At 29.5% G+C, this 20,072-nt stretch carries 18 protein-coding genes, 1 pseudogene and 1 riboswitch; of the genes and pseudogenes, 5 read left to right on the plus strand and 14 right to left on the minus strand.

Going from position 1 to position 20,072, the window contains the following annotated elements; genetic code table 11:
- Nucleotides 1-241 precede the first annotated feature (241 nt).
- The 4 genes from OREMA_RS0107075 to OREMA_RS0107090 form a co-directional block, all read right to left on the minus strand.
- On the minus strand, nt 242-607 hold the full coding sequence (locus OREMA_RS0107075) for a hypothetical protein (protein WP_018248573.1): 366 nt from the start codon (nt 605-607) through the stop codon (nt 242-244).
- A 62-nt stretch (nt 608-669) separates the two neighbouring features.
- On the minus strand, nt 670-1,344 hold the full coding sequence (locus OREMA_RS0107080; RefSeq protein WP_018248574.1) for a Crp/Fnr family transcriptional regulator: 675 nt from the start codon (nt 1,342-1,344) through the stop codon (nt 670-672).
- Between the two features lie 102 nt (nt 1,345-1,446).
- Entirely contained in the window at nt 1,447-1,644 is a 198-nt protein-coding gene (locus tag OREMA_RS0107085; protein WP_018248575.1) for a DUF1858 domain-containing protein, read from the minus strand.
- A gap of 182 nt (nt 1,645-1,826) precedes the next feature.
- Nucleotides 1,827-2,744: a Gfo/Idh/MocA family protein gene (locus OREMA_RS0107090; protein ID WP_018248576.1), complete on the minus strand. Its 918-nt coding sequence runs from the start codon at nt 2,742-2,744 to the stop codon at nt 1,827-1,829.
- 314 nt (nt 2,745-3,058) lie between these two features.
- On the opposite strand from OREMA_RS0107090, the gene OREMA_RS0107095 reads away from it, so the two are divergent.
- The gene (locus OREMA_RS0107095; protein WP_244871493.1) at nt 3,059-3,727 is read left to right on the plus strand and encodes a M15 family metallopeptidase; all 669 of its coding nucleotides are present in this window, start codon (nt 3,059-3,061) and stop codon (nt 3,725-3,727) included.
- Nucleotides 3,728-3,776: 49 nt separating this feature from the next.
- Here the strand turns inward: OREMA_RS0107095 and OREMA_RS0107100 are convergent, their stop codons facing one another.
- The 4 genes from OREMA_RS0107100 to OREMA_RS0107115 all read right to left on the minus strand — a co-directional run bounded on the left by OREMA_RS0107100 (nt 3,777) and on the right by OREMA_RS0107115 (nt 6,270).
- Nucleotides 3,777-4,052 (minus strand): DUF1540 domain-containing protein, encoded by a 276-nt coding sequence (locus OREMA_RS0107100; protein ID WP_018248578.1) that lies wholly within the window; start codon nt 4,050-4,052, stop codon nt 3,777-3,779.
- Nucleotides 4,053-4,149: 97 nt separating this feature from the next.
- Nucleotides 4,150-4,332: an aspartyl-phosphate phosphatase Spo0E family protein gene (locus OREMA_RS0107105; RefSeq protein WP_018248579.1), complete on the minus strand. Its 183-nt coding sequence runs from the start codon at nt 4,330-4,332 to the stop codon at nt 4,150-4,152.
- A gap of 227 nt (nt 4,333-4,559) precedes the next feature.
- Entirely contained in the window at nt 4,560-5,450 is an 891-nt protein-coding gene (locus OREMA_RS0107110; protein ID WP_018248580.1) for a cation diffusion facilitator family transporter, read from the minus strand.
- A 418-nt stretch (nt 5,451-5,868) separates the two neighbouring features.
- Nucleotides 5,869-6,270: a cytidine deaminase gene (locus OREMA_RS0107115; RefSeq protein ID WP_018248581.1), complete on the minus strand. Its 402-nt coding sequence runs from the start codon at nt 6,268-6,270 to the stop codon at nt 5,869-5,871.
- A 237-nt stretch (nt 6,271-6,507) separates the two neighbouring features.
- A riboswitch (SAM riboswitch) is annotated at nt 6,508-6,614 on the plus strand.
- Nucleotides 6,615-7,054: 440 nt separating this feature from the next.
- On the opposite strand from OREMA_RS0107115, the gene OREMA_RS19185 reads away from it, so the two are divergent.
- The 3 genes from OREMA_RS19185 (at nt 7,055) to OREMA_RS0107135 (ending at nt 10,790) form a co-directional block, all read left to right on the plus strand.
- Nucleotides 7,055-7,399, plus strand: coding sequence for a hypothetical protein (locus tag OREMA_RS19185; protein WP_018248583.1), 345 nt, complete (start codon nt 7,055-7,057; stop codon nt 7,397-7,399).
- A 46-nt stretch (nt 7,400-7,445) separates the two neighbouring features.
- Nucleotides 7,446-9,863, plus strand: coding sequence for a homocysteine S-methyltransferase family protein (locus OREMA_RS0107130; RefSeq protein ID WP_018248584.1), 2,418 nt, complete (start codon nt 7,446-7,448; stop codon nt 9,861-9,863).
- 63 nt (nt 9,864-9,926) lie between these two features.
- Complete coding sequence (locus tag OREMA_RS0107135) at nt 9,927-10,790, plus strand: methylenetetrahydrofolate reductase (protein ID WP_018248585.1); 864 nt, start codon at nt 9,927-9,929, stop codon at nt 10,788-10,790.
- 163 nt (nt 10,791-10,953) lie between these two features.
- Here OREMA_RS0107135 and OREMA_RS0107140 read toward each other — a convergent pair whose 3' ends face one another.
- Nucleotides 10,954-12,600 carry a GGDEF domain-containing protein gene (locus OREMA_RS0107140; protein WP_018248586.1) on the minus strand — a complete coding sequence of 549 codons (1,647 nt, stop codon included), beginning with the start codon at nt 12,598-12,600 and terminating at the stop codon, nt 10,954-10,956.
- 249 nt (nt 12,601-12,849) lie between these two features.
- Between OREMA_RS0107140 and OREMA_RS0107145 the strand changes: the two genes are divergently transcribed.
- The gene (locus OREMA_RS0107145; RefSeq protein WP_018248587.1) at nt 12,850-13,953 is read left to right on the plus strand and encodes a GerAB/ArcD/ProY family transporter; all 1,104 of its coding nucleotides are present in this window, start codon (nt 12,850-12,852) and stop codon (nt 13,951-13,953) included.
- A gap of 103 nt (nt 13,954-14,056) precedes the next feature.
- On the opposite strand, the gene OREMA_RS0107150 is transcribed toward OREMA_RS0107145, so the two are convergent.
- From OREMA_RS0107150 to OREMA_RS19195, 5 genes and pseudogenes are all read right to left on the minus strand, one after another.
- Entirely contained in the window at nt 14,057-15,124 is a 1,068-nt protein-coding gene (locus tag OREMA_RS0107150) for an AI-2E family transporter (protein WP_018248588.1), read from the minus strand.
- Between the two features lie 83 nt (nt 15,125-15,207).
- Nucleotides 15,208-16,554, minus strand: coding sequence for a histone deacetylase family protein (locus OREMA_RS0107155; protein ID WP_018248589.1), 1,347 nt, complete (start codon nt 16,552-16,554; stop codon nt 15,208-15,210).
- 334 nt (nt 16,555-16,888) lie between these two features.
- Nucleotides 16,889-18,538: a hydantoinase/oxoprolinase family protein gene (locus OREMA_RS0107160; protein WP_018248590.1), complete on the minus strand. Its 1,650-nt coding sequence runs from the start codon at nt 18,536-18,538 to the stop codon at nt 16,889-16,891.
- Between the two features lie 307 nt (nt 18,539-18,845).
- Entirely contained in the window at nt 18,846-19,355 is a 510-nt protein-coding gene (locus tag OREMA_RS19190; protein ID WP_276324741.1) for a peptidylprolyl isomerase, read from the minus strand.
- A 63-nt stretch (nt 19,356-19,418) separates the two neighbouring features.
- Nucleotides 19,419-19,868: pseudogene (locus OREMA_RS19195) on the minus strand (SurA N-terminal domain-containing protein); the annotation flags it as partial.
- Between the last annotated feature and the right edge of the window lie 204 nt (nt 19,869-20,072).

Raw genomic sequence — 20,072 nt, forward strand, 5'->3', positions numbered from 1 at the left:
ATCTATAGAGACATATTTAGATCTGATTCTAAAGTTGGATAACTATACTTTCTGGCATCTAATAAAGAATATTACTAGATTATTAAATCTTGGGGAGATAATGTTAAGCTAAATTATGTATTGTAGAAATTAAATCTTAATATTGCTAGTACTGTCCTAATAGCTATCCCATTAATTCTTCTACTAACAAAACATTAACATAAATAATAAAAAGCAGCCAAAAGGCTGCTTTTTATTATTCTTATATATAGTAAAACACGCTCAAAACAAATAATATCATACTTGCTATTCCAAAAAAATTACCCAATTTTCTATAACCTAAATTACTAATTATCAGTAAAAAGAATAAATTTAATTGAGCTAATATTGTAGAATATAACCTTAGCAGAACTGCATCATTTAAAATTAAAAATTCAATTAGCCAAACATAAATTCCAATCCCAAAGATCAAATAATAAAACTTAGTTTTAGAAATACTAAATACAGGGATTTGACTTTTATCTCTAATTTCCAAAACCTTCGGTAACTTATTATCTAATAAATAAATAGTTACATAAATAACCAATGTTGATATTAAAACAATTAAATCCAGTATACTGATTATCATATTAAACCTTCCTTTTTTAATTATAATCACTGAAATGTATTAATATATAATTTTCGCTAAATCTAAATAATATCTTTTAGACCCGCTAAATCTTTAATCACTATCTTCTGTCTAGAAACAGAGATTAGATTGTCATCTTTAAACTTATTTAAAACTCTTGATACAGTCTCTCTAGAAGTCCCTATTATATTAGCCAATTCTTGCTGGGTCAATGATAAATTAATCTCTACTTGAAGCTCATCACCAATCCCATGTTCTTGAGCCAAATAAACTAAAGCACTTGCTGTTCGACTTGTAGTATCCTTCAATCCCAAATTCCTTATTCTCTGTTGAGCTCTTCTTAACCTTTTACTCATTACTTTTAATATCTTAAGAGCAATTTCAGGAATTTGATACATTAACTTTTCTATATCCTTACCTTTGATCATTCCAATTTCTGTATCTTCCATTGCTATTGCTGTTGCAGGGTAATCACCATTATCAAATAATACTACCTCAGCAAAGATGTCTCCTCTTTTAACTATATTAATAATTTGTTCTTCTCCGCTTTCAACCATTTTAAGCAACTTAACTTTTCCGGATTTTACTAAAAATAAGGCTTCTCCCACTTCACCCTCAAAAAATATAATTTCACCCTTTTGATGGGTTTTAGTGATAACTAACTTATCTATCTCAGCCAAATCTGCTGCTTTTAACTCTTTAAAATAAGGATGTTCTTTTAAGATAGCTTCTCCCACTTCATCTCCTCCTAATATATCTATTAATTTAATTATAATAGATATCTTTCTTTAATTGCAAGAAAAAACCCCTATATAGGGGTTTTTTCTACTATGTGTATTCTATTCTGATGCTTTCTCATTTAAAGCTTTAAGCATTTCATCTAAATCAATCCCATGTACCATAACTGCCTGTTCTATTGATTCTCCAGTAGCTGTAGGACAACCTAAACAATGCATACCAAAGGACATAAATACCTCTGCAACCTCTGGATATTTTTGTAACACTTCAGAAATAGTATCTTCTTTTTTTATTTTCATAGTAATTACCCCCTGAATTATTTTTGAATTTTATAATATCGTATTTATTACAATTATATTATAATTGATTTTCTCTGATCCTTATATGACTTTCATCACATAATAATAAAGTATTTTTAATTTTAGTATAGATTAGAATAAAGATTATATACTTTCAATAATAACTAATGTCTAATAAGATATTAATTCTTAAGAAGCTTACTTATAATTAATTCACATAACTCATGAGTTTTTAAAGCATCAGACATAGAAGAAATATTAGCTTTATCCTCTTTAATCAGACTCAAAAATGAATCAATTATATTGGCAAAACCTCTGTTATCTAACATTGGAGACCAATCATTTACCCTAGTTATTTTTTCTTCACCATCTTTATAAGTAGTCATCTCTACTAAATCTTTAACTACAACCTTATTATTTGATGCTATAACTTGAGCATTTTCTTCATTTACCCCACTATCTCTATTCATAATACCTATTACAGTTAAATTTTTTCCTCTTAATTTAACTATAACTTGATAAAGTAAATTATCCTTTACAATCCCATCTACTGTAATATTTTGTACAATATCTTCTGCTTCATCTCCAGCTAAAAATCTCATAGTATCAACAATATGTATAAAATCATCATAAATAACCTCACGTACTTCTTGGGGTTTAGATAATCTATTCTTTTCTAACATGATCATTGCTGGACTATCTATTTCTTTTAATTTCTGATACATTGGTGCATACCTTCGATTAAATCCAATCATTAACTTTAATCCTTTTTCTTTGGCTAAGTTTACAATCCTTCTTGATTCATCTATAGAATAGGATATTGGCTTATCTACATATACGTCTATATTATTATTCAATAATTTTTCAACAATTGATACGTGAGCTATAGTAGCTGCATGTACAAAAGCAGCTTTAATATTACTTTCTATTAGTTCATCTATACTTCTAACTTTGCTACTAACTTTATATTTATCAGCTAAATAATTTAACTTTTCTTCATTTCTAGTACAAAAAACTAATTCAATTCCTCTTTTAACTCCAATAATAGGTAAATAGGCCTTTTGTGCTATATCCCCTAGACCAATAACTCCTATCTTCAACTCTAATCCCCCCCATTAACAAATAACTATAAATGATTATATCATAACTTATCTGATATCTAAAGTTTATCCAAATCAAACAAAAAAATTAGCAAATATATAAATCAATACATATATTACTAATAAACAATGCTTGCAAATAACTTTGATTTTTACATACAATAGTTAGTGGAATTGTTATTTTAAATTAAATAAAAATTATCTTTCAATAAAATCAAAAGGAGGGAAAGAAAATTAAGAAAAAGTTATTATTTCTAATATTATTGCTTTTGTTAGTTGATGGTTACAGCGGTTTAAAGCCTAGTAAATTTACTTTGGCAAAAGATAAAAATTCCAATAAAGATAAGCTGCTTCTTGATTCAAAGAATAAAAAAAGAAACTCCAAAAATCCTAAGCAGAATGACTTAGAAATAAAAGATCCTTCAAGCCCCTTAATACTAGTAAATAAAGAACAGGGATTAACTGAGGGATTTATCCCTGATGATCTTGTTATTCCTAATATTCCTTTCTCCTTTAATGAAAACCTACCAAAAAAACAGATGAAAAAGATTGCTGCAAGAGCAATAGAAAGATTATTTGCCCAAGCTAAAAAAGATAAGATTGATATTGTAGGAGTTTCTGCATATAGATCTTATCAGCGTCAAAAAGATATCTTTGCCTATAATGCTAAAAAAGATGGTGTCACAGCAGCTAATAAATATAGCGCTCATGCTGGACATAGTGAACATCAAACTGGATTAGCAATTGATGTTTCTAGTCCAAAAATAAACTATAAATTAATTGAAGAGTTTGGAGAAACTAAAGAAGGAAGATGGCTACAAAAGAATGCTCCAACATATGGTTTTATAATTAGATATCCTAAAGATAAAGAAGAGATTACCGGATATCAATATGAGCCTTGGCATTTAAGATATGTAGGAGTAGAACATGCTCTTGCAATAGCAAATAAAGATTCAACATTAGAAAACTATCTTTATAGTTAATAATCTCATTTAAAATCATATGATAAAAAGCTGACAATAAACTGTCAGCTTATACTTCTACTTTATTATATTCAGTCGCTCCCATTCCCCTTTGATATTTATCACGTGGGACAAAAGTTTTACAGCAGCTTTCATAACATTCATTCACTGGTGATAGTCCTAAATCATCGACTATTTGATTGGTCTGTTCTACATCAACCTCATTTGGTAGCTTTTTAGCAAAATCATCACTTACCACTAATATTTTTTCTGCTACACATAGATTATTCTCAGCCCACCATTGACAATTATCTACTGTACAGTGAACGTGTATTTTTTTCCCCATTAATAACTCCCCTTTTTTGTCTATATATAATACTTTATTAGTATTTAAAAGATACTAGTAAAATATTCTTTTTTTAAAAAGAAAGTTTTAGAATTAACTAAGAATAAAAATATAATCCTGAATCATAAAACTTTGTATATATATTAATTAAGTTATCTAACTCTAAACTTAACTTTATTACCTTAGGATGATCACTGCTGTTATATTTTAATCTGGCTGCTACCATCTCTTGTCGTAATTTTTCTATTTTAGCATTAATTTCCTTGCTGATGTCTATCATTTTTTCTGCCCCCAATAGCTAATTAGTCTTCCCAACTTATAAAATTCTATATATTTTTTAATTTAAAATTTGACTATATAAATAAATGTAGTAAAAAAATACCTTTATTATATTTATTTCTTCTTTTGCTTTAATATACCTTTAATCTAAGTTAAAAAATGTCGCAACTACTCATATTATATTTTATTTTAGTTCTTTTTAGCAAATCAAATATAATAATAAATATTTTATAAGCTAAGTTTCTTATGAACACTCAGTGGATCAATATGAATTAATATCTCTTCAACAATATCTAATTCTCTTTTTATCCTACTTTCTACTTCACGTGATATACTATGACCTTCTACAACTGAAAGTTCATCGTTAATAACAATTCTCAAATCCACAAAAAGATCTGGTCCATGATTTCTAACTCTCAAATCTCTGATAGCAATTACCTCTGCTTGAGTAGAAACTACTTCTCTAATCTGTTGATATAACTCATCATCTACTTTATTCATTAAATCATCAATAGCCTCCATAAATATTTCGTAACCCATATGAATAATAAATAAGGCTACTATCAACCCAGCTATAGGATCAGCAATCAAATAACCACTTTTGGCCCCTACTACTCCAATTAATGCTGCAATTGAAGATAAAGCATCAGAACGATGATGATAAGCATCAGCCATTAATGCTTTATTATTCAAGCTTTTCCCCTGCTGATAAGTATATCTATACATCCATTCTTTAGCCAAAATAGAAATAAAGGCTATCCAAAAATTTAATATACCTGGCTCTCTTATATTTCCTTTAAGAATTGTCATTATACTCTCTTTAATAATAATTAGACCGGTTAAAAACAAGATAATACCTATAAACTTAGCAGCAATAGTCTCAACTGTTCCATGACCATAGGGATGTTCATTATCTGCTGGCTGTCGAGAAATTCTAATTGCTACCCAAACTGCTAAAGTTGATATCACATCAGAAATAGAATGAATTCCATCGGCTATAATTGCTTGACTAAAAAATAAAATTCCTATTGCTACTTTTGCAACCGATAATAGCAAGTTAACAATCAAAGTAACTAAAGTAACCTTTTTACAGCTCTGATACCTCTCTTCTGGGTTCATAACTTTCCCCTCTCTTAATAAAAATTAATCATAAGTTCTAATCTAAAAATGTAATATTTGATAGATAAAGTGACAGTTTCGTAGTTAGGCGTTAGGAGATAGGAAGACCTTACTAATCCCTATAACCTAACTCCTATAGCCTAAAAATGTCTCTTTATACTAATATCACAACAATCATTTATAAATAACTAATCTTGCATTAAGCTAATTTCACTTTATTTATATTCACTTCTAGTTAAAAATGTTAATCAAATTAAAAAATTCTTCTAATTTATTATAATTATAATAATCATTTTCAAATATCACAGTTTAATTTTGAAATATCTATTATAACTCGTCCTATTTAAAGATTTAATAATAAAATAAAGCCCAGTAGTTAATTTAAATTAACTACTGGGCTTTATTACTTTCTTTATATTTATCCTAAATCCTGATTGGAAAAAGATCCCCATAATAAATCATCAGCTTTTTTTATAATAATATCTCCTGTTAAATTAGACATGATCACATCAATATCTTTACCAAATTCAACAATTACTTGCCGACAAGCTCCACAAGGTGGGCATGCTCTATCAGTATCAGCTACTATGGCAATAGCTTCAAAATCAATCTCTCCCTCAGATATAGCTTTAAAGATCGCCGTTCTTTCAGCACAATTACTTAATCCATAAGAAGAATTTTCTACATTACATCCTGTGTGAACTTTACCATCCTTTGTTAGTACTGCTGCTCCTACCCTAAATTCTGAATAAGGTACATATGCATTTTCCCTTGCTTTTTTAGCTTCTTTAACTAACTTTTGAATTAATTCTTCTTTCATTTTAACCCTCCTTCAAGTTAGACGTCTAACAACTATTTTTAAAAAATTATAATCTATTACTTTATTTTAGTATATCAAAATATACTATTATCTAAAAGGACTAATTCAAATTTTTTATAATACATATATATATAAAGATACACTTATTTCACAGTCATTCCTAAAAATAATTTATCTTTTGACAAAATATAAATTTAATGTTATACTTATTTAAAATAAAATTAAATAATAAAATAACTCTTATCGAGAGTGGTGGAGGGATAGGCCCGATGAAGCCCGGCAACCACCCCTATTTGGGGAAAGGTGCCAATTCCTGCAGAAGTTTATCTTCTGAAAGATAAGAGAAGGGTTTAATATAAATTAGAATCTCTTCTCTTACGAAGAGATTCTTTTATTTTTATAATCTTTATAAAAGGAGGAAGCCAAAATTATTATTAGAGATATTTCAATAAAAATACCAAAATCAGAAGTAAAAAGGCAATTAGGATATGGAGAAAGTACTATTTCAAATTCTAAAATTGAAACTTTAATCTCCTCTTTAATTGACCTCTCCTACTCTTTAATAAACTGTCAGGGAGCTTATAAAATCATCAACAATTTTAAACTAAATAAAAAAGATAATAGAGTTGATTTAGGTGATAAATTAATCTTCCAAAGTAAAGATATAACTTCTTTACTAGATAAACAAGAAAAGGTTGCTTTATTATGTGTAACTATTGGTAATTCCCTAGAAAATAAAGTTAAAGAGTTATTTGAAAAAGGAGAATTTGCAGCAGCAACTATTTTGGATGCTATAGCTTCTATTGCTGCTGAAGAGGTTGCTAATGAAATCAATCAGATAATTGTTCAAAAGTCCAAAGAATTAAACCTCCCCCACCAAACAATGCGTTATAGCCCAGGATATGGTGATTTAGCAATAGATATTCAACCTCAACTATTAGCTGTGCTTGATGGTGAAAAATTAGGAATTAGTGCTACTAAAACTTGTATTTTACAGCCAGAAAAATCTATTACAGCCATCATTGGATTAGGTACTAATGAGAATTCTTATAAAGCAAAATGTGATTTTCACTGTGCCTCCTGTAAATTTGATACTTGTGTTTATGATAAATTAGCCACTAGCCATTAGATGTTGGTTAATAGCTAACATCCAAATCGAAAGGAGTAGATAGTAGATGAGTAGATTATTAGATAGATTAAAAGATGAAATTTTAGTTTTAGATGGTGCAATGGGAACCCAATTACATAAGAAAGGATTAGAAGTTGGTGAATGTCCAGAAAAATTAAATTTAACTAATCCCACAATTTTAACTGAGATACATCGTAGTTATGTTGAAGCTGGTAGTGATATTATTCAAACCAATACTTTTGGAGCAAGTAGAATCAAACTAGAGGAATATGGCTTAGGTAATCAGGTTGAAGAGATTAACCGTCAAGCTGTAAAGTTAGCTAAAGATGCAGCTGAAGAAGACACAATTATTGCAGCTTCCATGGGACCTACAGGCAAATTAATAGCACCAATAGGTGATCTTCCTTTTAAAGTTGCTTATGAAGCCTTTGCTGAACAAGCAAAAATTTTAGAAGAAGCTGGTGTAGATCTGATCAGTATTGAAACTATGACAGACTTACAAGAAGCAAGAGCTGCTGTTATAGCTGTTAAGGAAAATACTGACTTACCTATTCTCTGCCATTTGACCTATGAAGATAGCTTAAAGACAATGACTGGTACAGATCCAATTACTGCTATTACAGTCTTAGAAGGACTTGGGGTTGATGTTATTGGGGCTAATTGTAGTATGGGGCCTGAGGGCTTACTGAAGATTATTGAAATCATGGGTCAAAATACTGATACATATCTTTCTGTTGAACCAAATGCAGGCTTACCTATCTTAGATAAAGATAATAACACCCTCTTCCCTATGAAAGCTGAAGAAATGGCCAGTTATCTTGAGAAATTTATTAAGGCAGGAATCAATATAATTGGTGGTTGCTGTGGGTCTACACCTGAATATATAAAGTTAATAGCCGATAAAGCAAAGAATTTCAAAGCAGTTAAACGAACTAGAATAGCAACAACTAAATTAGCTAGCAGGACTAAAACTGTAGCTATTGCTGATCACCTTCCTACTAGAATTATTGGGGAAAGAATTAATCCAACTGGACGTAAAGAGTTATCTGCTGAATTAAAAGAATCTAAGATGAAAATTATTTCTCAAGAAGCCCAAAAACAAGCTGATGCAGGAGCAGATATTCTTGATGTCAATGTCGGAGTTCCTAAAATTGATCAAGTAACTACTATGAAAAAAGCAGTTACTACTGTTCAAAATCTCGTTAATTTGCCAATTTGTATCGATACTACCAATCAAGAAGTTTTAGAAACTGCCCTACAAAATGTAGTTGGTAAACCTTTAATTAACTCAGTTAATGGTGAAGAAGATAGTCTAAATACTGTCTTACCTCTAGCTAAGAAATATGGAGCTGCTGTTTTAGGATTAACTCTAGATGAGAATGGAATCCCTAAAACTGCTGAAGGTAGACTAAAGGTGGCACGTAAAATAGTTAAACGAGCTGAAGAATTAGGTATAAGAAGAGAGAATATATTAATCGATACCCTGACCCTAACAGCAAGTGCACAACAAGAAGGTGTTCAAGAAACTCTAAAAGCAATTCGTCTAATCAAAGAAGAATTGGGCCTTGCTGCTGTATTAGGAGTTAGTAATATCTCCTTTGGATTACCAGATAGAAAGAAGGTTAATACCGCCTTCTTAGCTATGGCTATTCAAGCAGGGCTTAATGCCCCTATTCTGGATCCGACTGTTGAAGAGATGAAAGCTACTCTACTAGCTAGTGATATCTTAGTAAATCGTGATGTTAGTAGTAAACGCTATTTAAATACTTATGGGCAAAAAAAAGAAGAAGATAAGATTAAAGAAAAGCAAGATGAAATTAATAATGATAAGAAAGAAATAGATATTCTAACTCAAATCCACCTCCAAGTTCTAAATGGTGATAAGGACAATATTGTCGCTAATATTGAAACAGCCTTAGATAAATATACTGCTTTAGAGATTATTAATCAAGCTTTAATTCCTGGTATTCAAGAGGTTGGAGATAAATATGATGAAGGGATCTACTTTTTACCCCAACTAATGCTAGGAGCTGAAGCAATGCAAAATTCCTTTGCTAAGTTAAAACCTATCTTAGCTAAGGAAGGCAGTAGTGAAAATTTAGGTACGATTGTTATAGCTACAGTCAAAGGTGATGTTCATGATATCGGTAAGAATATTGTTAAGGTTATGTTACAGAATAATGGATTTGAGATTATTGATCTAGGTAAAGATGTAAGCAACAAAACTATTATCTCTACCGCCCTAGCTAAAAAAGCTGATATCATCTGTTTAAGTGCTTTAATGACTACTACTATGCCTAGAATGGAAGAAATCACAGAAGAATTAAAGAAGAATAACTCCAATATTAAAGTTATGGTTGGTGGAGCTGTAGTAACCAAAGAATATGCAGATAATATTGGTGCAGAATATTCTTCTAATGCAGTTGAAGCAGTCAAAACAGCAAAAAAATTACTAGGCTTATAGAAGAAAAGAGAAAAAGATATAAATAAAGTGTATTATTGAGTATTGAGAAGGGAGTAGATAAATATGCTATTAAAAGATAAATTAAAGAAAAAGGAGTTTGTCATTACAGGGGAGTTGACTCCACCCAAAGGAACAGATTGTAGTAAAATGTTTAGAGTGGCTGATGAATTAAAAGGAAAAGTAGATGCAGTAAATATCTGTGATTCTCCTATGGCTAAAATGAAACTTAGCTCAGTTATTGCTAGTCATTTAATTCAAGAAGAGACTGGACTAGAGACTATTCCACATATTACCTGCCGTGATAAGAATATTATCGCTTTACAAGGAGAACTACTAGGAGCATCTAGACTTGGCATTAAAAATATCCTAGCTATTACTGGCGATGATCCTACTGCAGGTGATCATCCCCAAGCCAAAGCCGTTTTTGATAGCAACTCTATTAGCTTAATTAAAGCAGTACAGAAATTAAATGCTGGCTCTGATATCAATGATAATGAATTGAAAGGAAATACAGACTTAATAGTTGCTACTGCTGCTAATCTAGGAGCTGAAGATTTAGATAAAGAGATTGAACGATTAAAAGTAAAGATTGATGCTGGGGCAGATTTTATCCAAACTCAACCTTGTTATGATCTGGATTTATTAGATAGATTCTTAGATAAAACTAAAGATTTTAACATTCCAATTTTAATTGGTATCTTGCCTTTAACTAGTTATTCAATGGCTAAATATTTGGCTAATAAAGTACCAGGTATCGAAATTGACCCTTCTATTTTAGAAAGAATGAAAGATAAAGATGAAAATGAAGGTATTAAGATTGCTAGAGAGTTTCTTCAGGATGCCTATGTTAAGATAGATGGTATACATATTATGTCTGCTAGCAGATCAGATATATTATTAGAAGTTATAGATGGTATTGTGAAATAGAGTATTATTTTTTATTTAAAGTAATTTATCATTAAAAATTAAATTGAATGAGATCATATTTACTTTTAAGTTCTAGTCATAAATGACTAAGTTATAATTGAATTTGAAATAAAAAAAGAAAAAGCTATTAGTAGCGAGCTACTAATAGCTTTTTTCAATTTAATTAATAAGTATTAATTTTTGATTTTCCACCTCTTTTAGCAGAATAAAGTGCCTGGTCTGCCTTATTAATTGCATCTTTCCAATCATCATCTCCATAACTACTATAAATACCAATAGAAGCTGTTACTTCTAATTTTATCCCCTCAGGACTATAATGAGGACTTTCAATATCCTGTTTGATTCTAGCAGAAATATGATGAGCAGCTTCCCTTTCACAACCAAATAATACAATAATGAATTCATCACCACCATATCTACCTAATAGATCATCTGCTCTAATATTCTTTTTCATCTCTTCTGCTGCATATTTGATTACAAAATCCCCCATCTGATGGCCATAATTATCATTTATCTCTTTAAAGTTATCCAAATCAATCATAATCAAAGAAAAGAATTTTTTAGTCTCTTCCAATTTATTAATAATATATTGATGATTATAGATACCGGTCATTTGATCCTTAATAGCTCTCTCATACATCAACTTACATTTATTCTTTTCATCCTCTATTCTCTTATGTAATTCTACATAATGAAACACAATTAATAAAATAATTGTCATCGCAAAAATAATAAAACGGAAAACCTCAATTCTCATACCATAAAAAGTATTATCTAAAACTAGATTATTTATGATATCATAACTACCAAAAATTGTTCCTATAAATAATGCTTTAACCTCATAAGAGTCTTTCACATATTCTACCATTGCACATAACCAGGCAAAAGCATTAACTAAGCTCAAAATATTGATAATATAGAAATATTTTTTCAACTCTATCATATCTGAAGATACAATTAGAGAAAAAAATAAAATCAACAATAAGATATAAGCTAAGAATAAATTATATTTCCTTTTAAATCTTTCATAAATAGCTAAGGAAATAAAGAATACTGCCAAAGAATTGCCTATAATAATAAAGCGCTTAAAGTTAATAAAAGACATTGGCAAGTGAATAATAGTCAACTGGTTCAAAATAGCAACTAACATTGATATCCCAGCTAAACAATAATATAGATATTCTTTGCCCAAGGTTTTATCGAAGATATAAATAATTAATAACCTTATAATACCAGAAACTAAAATTCCAATAACAAATATATTAAAATTATCAGTAAAAAAATTAAAGCAAGTTAAAATTTTGTTTCCTAAATAACTATTGCTAACTATAATAGGAAAATTCAATAGTCCAACTTCATAATCACCATTAATCTCAATTCTTATCTTATTATCTTCTCTCACTAACTTTTTATCAATAGAAAAGACCGATAATGAATTCCAAATATTACTCTGACCTGTGTCTATATCACCTACAGAACCAATTAATATGTTATTTAGATATACCTTATACCAATTTCCAGTTAAGCGATAAGCAATAAATTTGTAGTCTTGACCATTTAATTTATCAAACTCATCTCCTGCTATAGTTGTGGTAAAGGTATAATATTTTGAATCTTCTTTTTTTAAATATCTATGCTTTAATCCTTCACTCCCATTAATTGATTTGAAACCAGATAAAATAAGCATACTATCTTCATTATTTTTAATTAAATAGTGAGTATAAATGTTATTTCCAATTATCATCAGTACCAATATTAAAGAAATTATTAGATAAATATTAAAACTCTTCTTTAATAAATTATTTACCATTATCCTTACTCCTTATAATTTTACATAGTTATAGTATATATAATAATTCTATATAATTAATAAATCCCCTTTAATAATCTTATTTTTTGACAAAGATATAAAATTTTCTTCAAAAGTAAAGATTGATTCAAAAAATATTGATAAACTTCAAACACCTGTACTTAAGATTAATTTCAACTCTAAATATATTTACTATCAGGTTAGGGAAAGATAGCTATAAGAATAAAATTAGTAGTAGGTGTAAATAAAGTGAAAAAAAATATTGGAAAAATAGAATTATTCTCTCTCACCCTTCTATTTGTAATTGGCAATACTGGACTTTATGCTTTAGGGGTAGATATCGCAAAGCAAGATGCCTGGGTTTCTATATTAGTAGCAATGTTATTAAGTTATATCTTATTATGGATCTATCTTAAATTACAAAGTTATTTTCCAAATGATAATTTAGCACTAATAATTATTAAAAGTGTCGAAAAACCTATTGCCTATACTTTAGTCATCTTTTATTCAATCTATTTCTTTTACATAGCATTATTAAATTTTAGCATGTTTGTAGAGTTTATTCGTTTTTATCTCCTACCACAAACTTCCAAATTAACAATCAGTATTCTCTTATTAATCAACATTTTCTATATTAACTCATTAGGAATTGAAGTAATTGCTAGATTAGCTGGATTAATGGCTCCATTATTCATATTATTTATAATCATTATCTATTCTTTAATCTTCTCTTCTGGAATAGTTAATTTTCAAAACCTGCAACCTTTTTTAGGTAATGGGATAACAACAGTAGTTGATGCAGCTATACCTGAACTTTTAATCTTCCCTTTTGCAGATATGGTTCTATTATTGATGATTTGGAAATATGTAAAGATAAAAAAATCTATCTCACAAATTTCATTCTTAGCTATGACTCTAGGAGGAATAATTATCACCTTTGCATTAATTATAATCATAGGTGTTTTAGGGGTTAATTGGGCAGCTATAGCCAACGTAGCTAATATGGCAGTAAGCCAATTGATTACTATAGGTTATTTGAAAAATATAGATGTTATCATTGTTATTGTTCTATTTCTATTAGGATTTTTTAAGATGACTCCTTTCTTATTTGGTAGTATATCATTAGTCAATAGCCTATTAAATCTTCATAATAATATCTGGGTTAATACTATATTCTCAATTTTTTTATTAATATTCAACTATGCTCCTTTTACTGGTGTAGAGTTTTACAGCTGGATAAATAGCTTTGATAGAAGAACTGAAAGAATTATGGAATATATTCATATTTCTTTTCAAATGCTTATACCAACTTTCCTGCTAATAATAGCTTGGCTTAAAAGAATTAGAAAATAAGACCTATTTTGTACTCTAAAATAGAAGGAAACTTATTAAATACAATTATCCCTCCAAAAGTAATCAACAACTACTCTTGAAGGGATAATAATTTACTTATTAATTATCTGTTACTCCTTTTCAAATAAGATCTATTTTTAATTATTACTCGTATTACAGCATAAGTAGGTACTGCAAATAAAGCCCCTAATATACCAAACATAAAGATCGAAATTAATACTACAAACAGCACAATTAAAGGATGAATATTCAATTTTTCTCCTTGCACTAAAGGTCTAATTAAATTTCCTTCTAGATATTGGGCTATTGCTAATACAATAAATAATTTAATAATCATCAAAGGACTAGTTGTTATAGCTATAAATAATGCTGGTAATATTCCCATACTTGGTCCCAAAATTGGAATTAATGAAGTGATCATAGCTATTAATGCTAATGCTAGAGGATTTGGCAAAGCAATACTAATATAACCTATAAACATTAATATTCCTAAAATAAAAGCAACAATTAATTGAGAGCCGATATATGCCGATAAAACTTGATCAATCTCTGCTAATATCTTCTCCAATCCTTCTTTTCTCTCTCCAGAAAAGAAAGATATCACTAATTGATAAATCTTTTCATCATCCTTAAGTAAATAAAACACTACAAAAGGAATTAAGATTATTATCATCCCAAAATGCTTTAATGATGAAAAAGCACCCATGAAATTATAATTACTAAGCTTCTCTAAAACTCCTTGAATAAAAGTAACCATTCTTTTTTGAATCTTAAAATCATCTAAAAAATCAAGCTTTCCATTTCCTAAATTACTTATCTGATTAATATTCTCTTTTATAGCCTCTTGATGAAGAGAATAATACTTAATTAATTCTTTGCTTTCACTATAAATTATACTTCCTCCAAAATAAATAACTAAAATAGAAAAAATAATAACTAGCAAGACAGTAATTAAAATAGAGATATTCTTATTTTTTAACTTGCTAACAAAACATCTAACTAAAGGCCTCAATAAATAATATAAGAAACCACCTAATAGTAATGGTAGCAAAATTAAAGATAAGACTGTAGATAATGGCTTCATTACATAAGGAACTTGTCCTGCTAAAAATATAATAAGTAGAAGCAAAACTATTGCATAAGCTATCTTAAAAAAACTTCCTTTAAACATATTTTACGCCTCCTTCATATTATCTACATTTTACTATATTCCTCTAGAAAAATAAACCATGTGAAAATAATTTTTACATGGTTTTAAACAATTGCGTTAATAATATAATTCGATAACCTATCCTTCTTCTTATCTTGAAGATAAACAAGCTCAAACTCTGAATTATTTTTTGCCTCTTCATACTCTTGATATCCTAGATCATAGCATGACTCACAAACATCATGTGGAATAATAATTGCTCTAAGTTCATTATAAGTAGAAGGATGAGCTGAAGAATCAATTATCATTAAACCTGAACACTGATTACAGATTTTAATCTTAAGCTTTTGATTTTCTATAATATTCGCAGTATCATAATAAATATCCCGTTTAGTAGTATAGTAATCTTGACAGTTAAATACTTTTTTGATATCAACCTTGTCTTTGCTCTCCCATGCTTGAAGCAGTTTTTCTACATTTTCTTTAATAGTATCAGTAATTTTAGGTGATTGATTTTTAATCGATGCTTTATAGTCAGGTTCCTTAATCTGACTATAATCTAAGCCGGCCATAGCTAATATAATTCCCACATTTACATAAGGAAGAGCAGATTCAATTGAATATCCACCTTGTAAAATTGCTATATCGGGATCTAATCTAGAATTTAACTCTGCATAACCTTGAGCCGAAACTCTCATTTGGGTTAAGGGATCACTATAATGATTATCTTGACCTGCTGCATTTATAACTAAATCAGCATTAAAATCATCTAAAATAGGTAAAATTAGATTGTCAAGAGCATATAATAATCCTTCATCAGTAGTGTTAGGTGGCAAAGGTAAATTAATTGTTCTGCCATAAGCACCTGGACCACCTAAATCATTAATAAATCCTGTGCCTGGATATAAGCTTCGACCATCTTGATGTAAAGAAATATGTAAAACATTAGGATCATTATAATAGATGTTTTGTGTTCCATCAGCATGATGGGCATCAGTATCGACAAAGGCAATCCTTAAGTCACTGCCATATCTCTGCCTTAAATGTTCAACCATAATCGCTTCATTATTAATAGTACAAAATCCTCTAGCACCATGAACTATTTGAAAGGCATGATGCCCTGGAGGTCTAATAATAGCAAAAGCCTTATCAACTTCACCTTCCATCACCAATTCTCCAGCTTTAATCGCCCCTCCTGCTGAAATCAAGTGGGGCATAGTCACGACAGCATCTATATCAGGAACACAGATATGAGTTCTAGCTACATCCTCTTTAGTAGCAACGATAGGATTATACTCTTCAATTCCCATAATATCTAGAATACCTTCTTCTAAAATCTGGTCTTTGGTATATAAGAGCCTCTCTTCCCTTTCGGGATGGGTTGGAGAGATAGCCCAATCAAAAGCTGGAAAGAAGATCAAAGCTAATTTGTTCTTGGCATCAACTTGCATTAAAACCCCTCCAATCTCATTTTTTAGCATGAAGTATATAGATTTAATTTAAAAAAACAATTAAATTATTAAAAGATTTGTTAGCCTCAGCACCCTGAAAAAAATTACTCTTCTTTACTTCTTAAGTAGTACTCTTGGGCTACTGAAATACAGATAAATATAGCTAACAGCCAATAGCTAGTGGCTAAATAATCTATTTGTAGCAAAAAGGTTTTACTTTATTTCTTTTATAAAAATCATTAGTTTAACTTATATAAAGCTAAATTTAAACTTTATTTAATTCAGCTTCTAATAGCTTATAATTGTCCAATTTAATATTTTTAACTCTATACTGTCAACTATCAACTGTCCTTTCCAACCCTGGTTTAATTTGAGCTGTAATTTCAATAATTCTACCAATTGTATTAAAGCCACGCACCATATTAAAAGATTGAGCATTAGTAATTTCAATCAATGCTCCAAAATCAATATTTCTCTTAAGTTTATCTTTAACTATCTTTTGGGCCTGTTCCAAATTAAAATTACTATCAACTTCTTCTTTTATCCCTAACTCAGAAATATAATAGTATCCTTGTGAAGTATCAGCATACAGTGTACATTTTTGCGTAATTTTAGCTAAAGCCGCTCCTATAGCATTGGCTACTTTTGAATTTTGAGGTAATTGATAATCTAAATTTAACTTCTTTGCTATCTTTGCTGCTAAGGCTTGAGCAGGTCCACCAATAATAACCAAATTATCTGCTTTTAGCTGCGTATAAGTTAACAATTCATTAATAGTATAAACTGTTTGATTATTAAATCCATTTATAATCTCTTTAATTTTTAACTCTATTTTATGACAGAATATATCAATAATCTTCTCTGCTATTTCTTTAATTGATAAATTCAGTTTTTGAGCCAAAGGTTCTAAGCTTTCTCTAGCCAGGTTATGGTCTCCAATATTAGCTAATCCCAAAACTACAAGCGCATCGGTAGGAGTTGGTAACGGTCCTCCTAAACAGGCAGCAGCCCCTTTGCGTTCTGGCCCAATATTGATATTATTATCTCCTATCTTTACAGAACTATCTCCCCCATAAGCAATTGAATGATTAAATAAACCTCTAATTAAAGTATTATATTCATTAATTTCTATCCCATCTGGCCTAAATAATGGATCACCTTCAACAAAAAATGATATATCAGTTGTAGTTCCTCCAATATCAAGCCCAATAGTAGTTCCTTTTAAATTACCCAAACTTAAAATTCCCATAATGCTAGCTGCAGGTCCTGAATTAATAGTCTCAACAGGAACTTTAGCTGACTGGAGTAAAGGCATCGTACCTCCATCAGATTTTAAGACATATACTTCTTGTTCAAGCCCCATTTCATCTAAACCAGCTTGAATTTCTTTAATGAACTTTTTATAATCTTTTTGAATAATACTATTTAGATAAGTAGTAGCTACTCTCCTAGGATAATTTAATCTACCTGCCAATTGATGGCCTAAAGTAATTTCTATTTGAGGATACTTCTGCTCAATTAAAGCTTTAATTTCTAACTCCTGTTTAGGGTTACGATTAGAGAATTTACCACAAACTCCAATTTGTTTGACTCCTTCTTTAATCAAATCTTTAACTATATTCTTTACCCTTTGTTGATCAATCCCCTTTACTTCTCGACCTCTATGATCAATAGCACCAGAAATAATTCGTGTATAAGGACTATAGTTATAATATTGAGGACTAAGACCTGGACCAGGAATTAAAATTAATCCTGTTTTAGGATAAGATTGTTTGCTAATTAAATTAGTTGCTAAGGTTGTACTCAAAACAATACTATCAATCTTTTGACTGTCTAGATCTAAGATTAGATTTTGACAGCTTCTTAAAATAGTTTCACTAAGCCTATTATGATTTGTCACAATCTTGCTTGTCTTAATTATTTTCTGCTTATCAATTAATATCCCATCAGTATGTGTTCCTCCAATGTCAATCCCTAGCTTCATTTAAACACCACCTTAGATAATAGTTTGAAAATAATAAAATTAACTAAGAACTTTGTTAATAAAAGAAGTGAGAATTTAGAATGATAAAGCGACAGTTTCGGAGTTAGGCGTTAGGAGCTAGGACATAGAAAGATCTTACTAACTCCTATGACCTATCACCTAGCACCTAAAAGTGTCTCTTTATACTCATAATAAGACAACACTACTACTTAAATTTACCTTATTAACATTTCCTTTGCTCCTATTAATTAACCCCTAAATTTATAAAAGACAGAATAGATAGCTATCTATTCTGTCTTTTATAAATTTAGGGGTTAATCTCTATTTCAGCTTTTTCTTTTAAATCTTTCACAAAACTATTCCATTTATTCTGTTGTTTTTGTTGAGTAAGACCATTTTTAATATCTTCTTTTGCCTCTGATAAAGATAGAAGTTGACTTTCTTTTTTGTCCTCTACCTTAATAATATGATAACCAAATTGTGTCTTTACTGCTCCACTAACTTCTCCTATTTCGAGCTTAAAAGCAGCTTCTTCAAATTCTGCTACCATTCTTCCTTTACCAAAATAGCCTAACTCTCCACCATTCTTTGCAGAAGGACCTTCAGAATACTTCTTAGCTAGTTTAGCAAAATCAGCTCCTTGTTTTAATTCCTTTAATATTTTTTGAGCTTTAGCCTTTGCTTCTTTTTCACTCTTATCATCAGTTTTAATTAAGATATGTTTCGCTTTAACTTGAGCAGGTTGTTTAAATTTAGATCTGTTCTCTTCATAATAATCTGTTATTTCTTTCTCAGTAACAGCAACACTGTCAACCACCTGCTGTTGTAACTTTTTAATTAAAACCTGGTCTTTACTATCTGCCCAGATTATCTTTTTAAATTGTTCTAGAGAATTTATCCCTCTACTTTTTAATGCCTTTAACAATTCTTCATCTGTAAATTTATTTTGCTTCTTAATAGCTTCTACTTGTTGGTTTAGCATTCCATTCTTTTCAGCTTCAGGAATAGTTATCCCCTGATTTTTAGCCTCAATCTCTAATAACTTCATATCAACTAATGAATTAAGCTTCTGATTTTGATATTCACTTAATAGATCTTTACCCTCTTGTGATGAGAATAAAAGTTGAGCAAAGTCAGGATTTATTTGAGCTAACTGTCTATATAATTGCTGTGTATTTGCAAATTGACTTAATTCAGATTTACTTATCTTTGCACCATTAACAATTGCTGCAACATCACTTTTTGCATCTCCTTTAGCTCCTACTGATACATTAATTACTAATAATAAAGCCATAAATATTAAACCGATTTTAACTTTCATTAAATATCCCCTTTCATTTTTTAACTTTTATTAAAGTAAAAATTTTAATTAAGTTGTAACACTTAAAAATCTATATAAAAGAAGAGGAAAATAACCTCCCCTAAAAAACTTTTCTAGCTTATTAACTATAATAACAGATAAACTTTACAGAAATGTGACAGAAAATAACTTAAACAGAAATTTTAACTTGATTAAGAATATTTAAACCTAACT

This window comes from Orenia marismortui DSM 5156 (assembly GCF_000379025.1).
GTDB lineage: Bacteria > Bacillota > Halanaerobiia > Halobacteroidales > Halobacteroidaceae > Orenia > Orenia marismortui.

Coding starts and splice junctions, on each gene's coding strand:
- OREMA_RS0107075 (WP_018248573.1), bottom strand. CDS start 607: ATGATAATCAGTATACTGGATTTAATTGTTTTAATATCAACATTGGTT.
- OREMA_RS0107085 (WP_018248575.1), bottom strand. CDS start 1,644: ATGAAAATAAAAAAAGAAGATACTATTTCTGAAGTGTTACAAAAATAT.
- OREMA_RS0107100 (WP_018248578.1), bottom strand. CDS start 4,052: ATGGGGAAAAAAATACACGTTCACTGTACAGTAGATAATTGTCAATGG.
- OREMA_RS0107105 (WP_018248579.1), bottom strand. CDS start 4,332: ATGATAGACATCAGCAAGGAAATTAATGCTAAAATAGAAAAATTACGA.
- OREMA_RS0107110 (WP_018248580.1), bottom strand. CDS start 5,450: ATGAACCCAGAAGAGAGGTATCAGAGCTGTAAAAAGGTTACTTTAGTT.
- OREMA_RS0107115 (WP_018248581.1), bottom strand. CDS start 6,270: ATGAAAGAAGAATTAATTCAAAAGTTAGTTAAAGAAGCTAAAAAAGCA.
- OREMA_RS0107130 (WP_018248584.1), top strand. CDS start 7,446: ATGAGTAGATTATTAGATAGATTAAAAGATGAAATTTTAGTTTTAGAT.
- OREMA_RS0107135 (WP_018248585.1), top strand. CDS start 9,927: ATGCTATTAAAAGATAAATTAAAGAAAAAGGAGTTTGTCATTACAGGG.
- OREMA_RS0107140 (WP_018248586.1), bottom strand. CDS start 12,600: ATGGTAAATAATTTATTAAAGAAGAGTTTTAATATTTATCTAATAATT.
- OREMA_RS0107150 (WP_018248588.1), bottom strand. CDS start 15,124: ATGTTTAAAGGAAGTTTTTTTAAGATAGCTTATGCAATAGTTTTGCTT.
- OREMA_RS0107155 (WP_018248589.1), bottom strand. CDS start 16,554: ATGCAAGTTGATGCCAAGAACAAATTAGCTTTGATCTTCTTTCCAGCT.
- OREMA_RS0107160 (WP_018248590.1), bottom strand. CDS start 18,538: ATGAAGCTAGGGATTGACATTGGAGGAACACATACTGATGGGATATTA.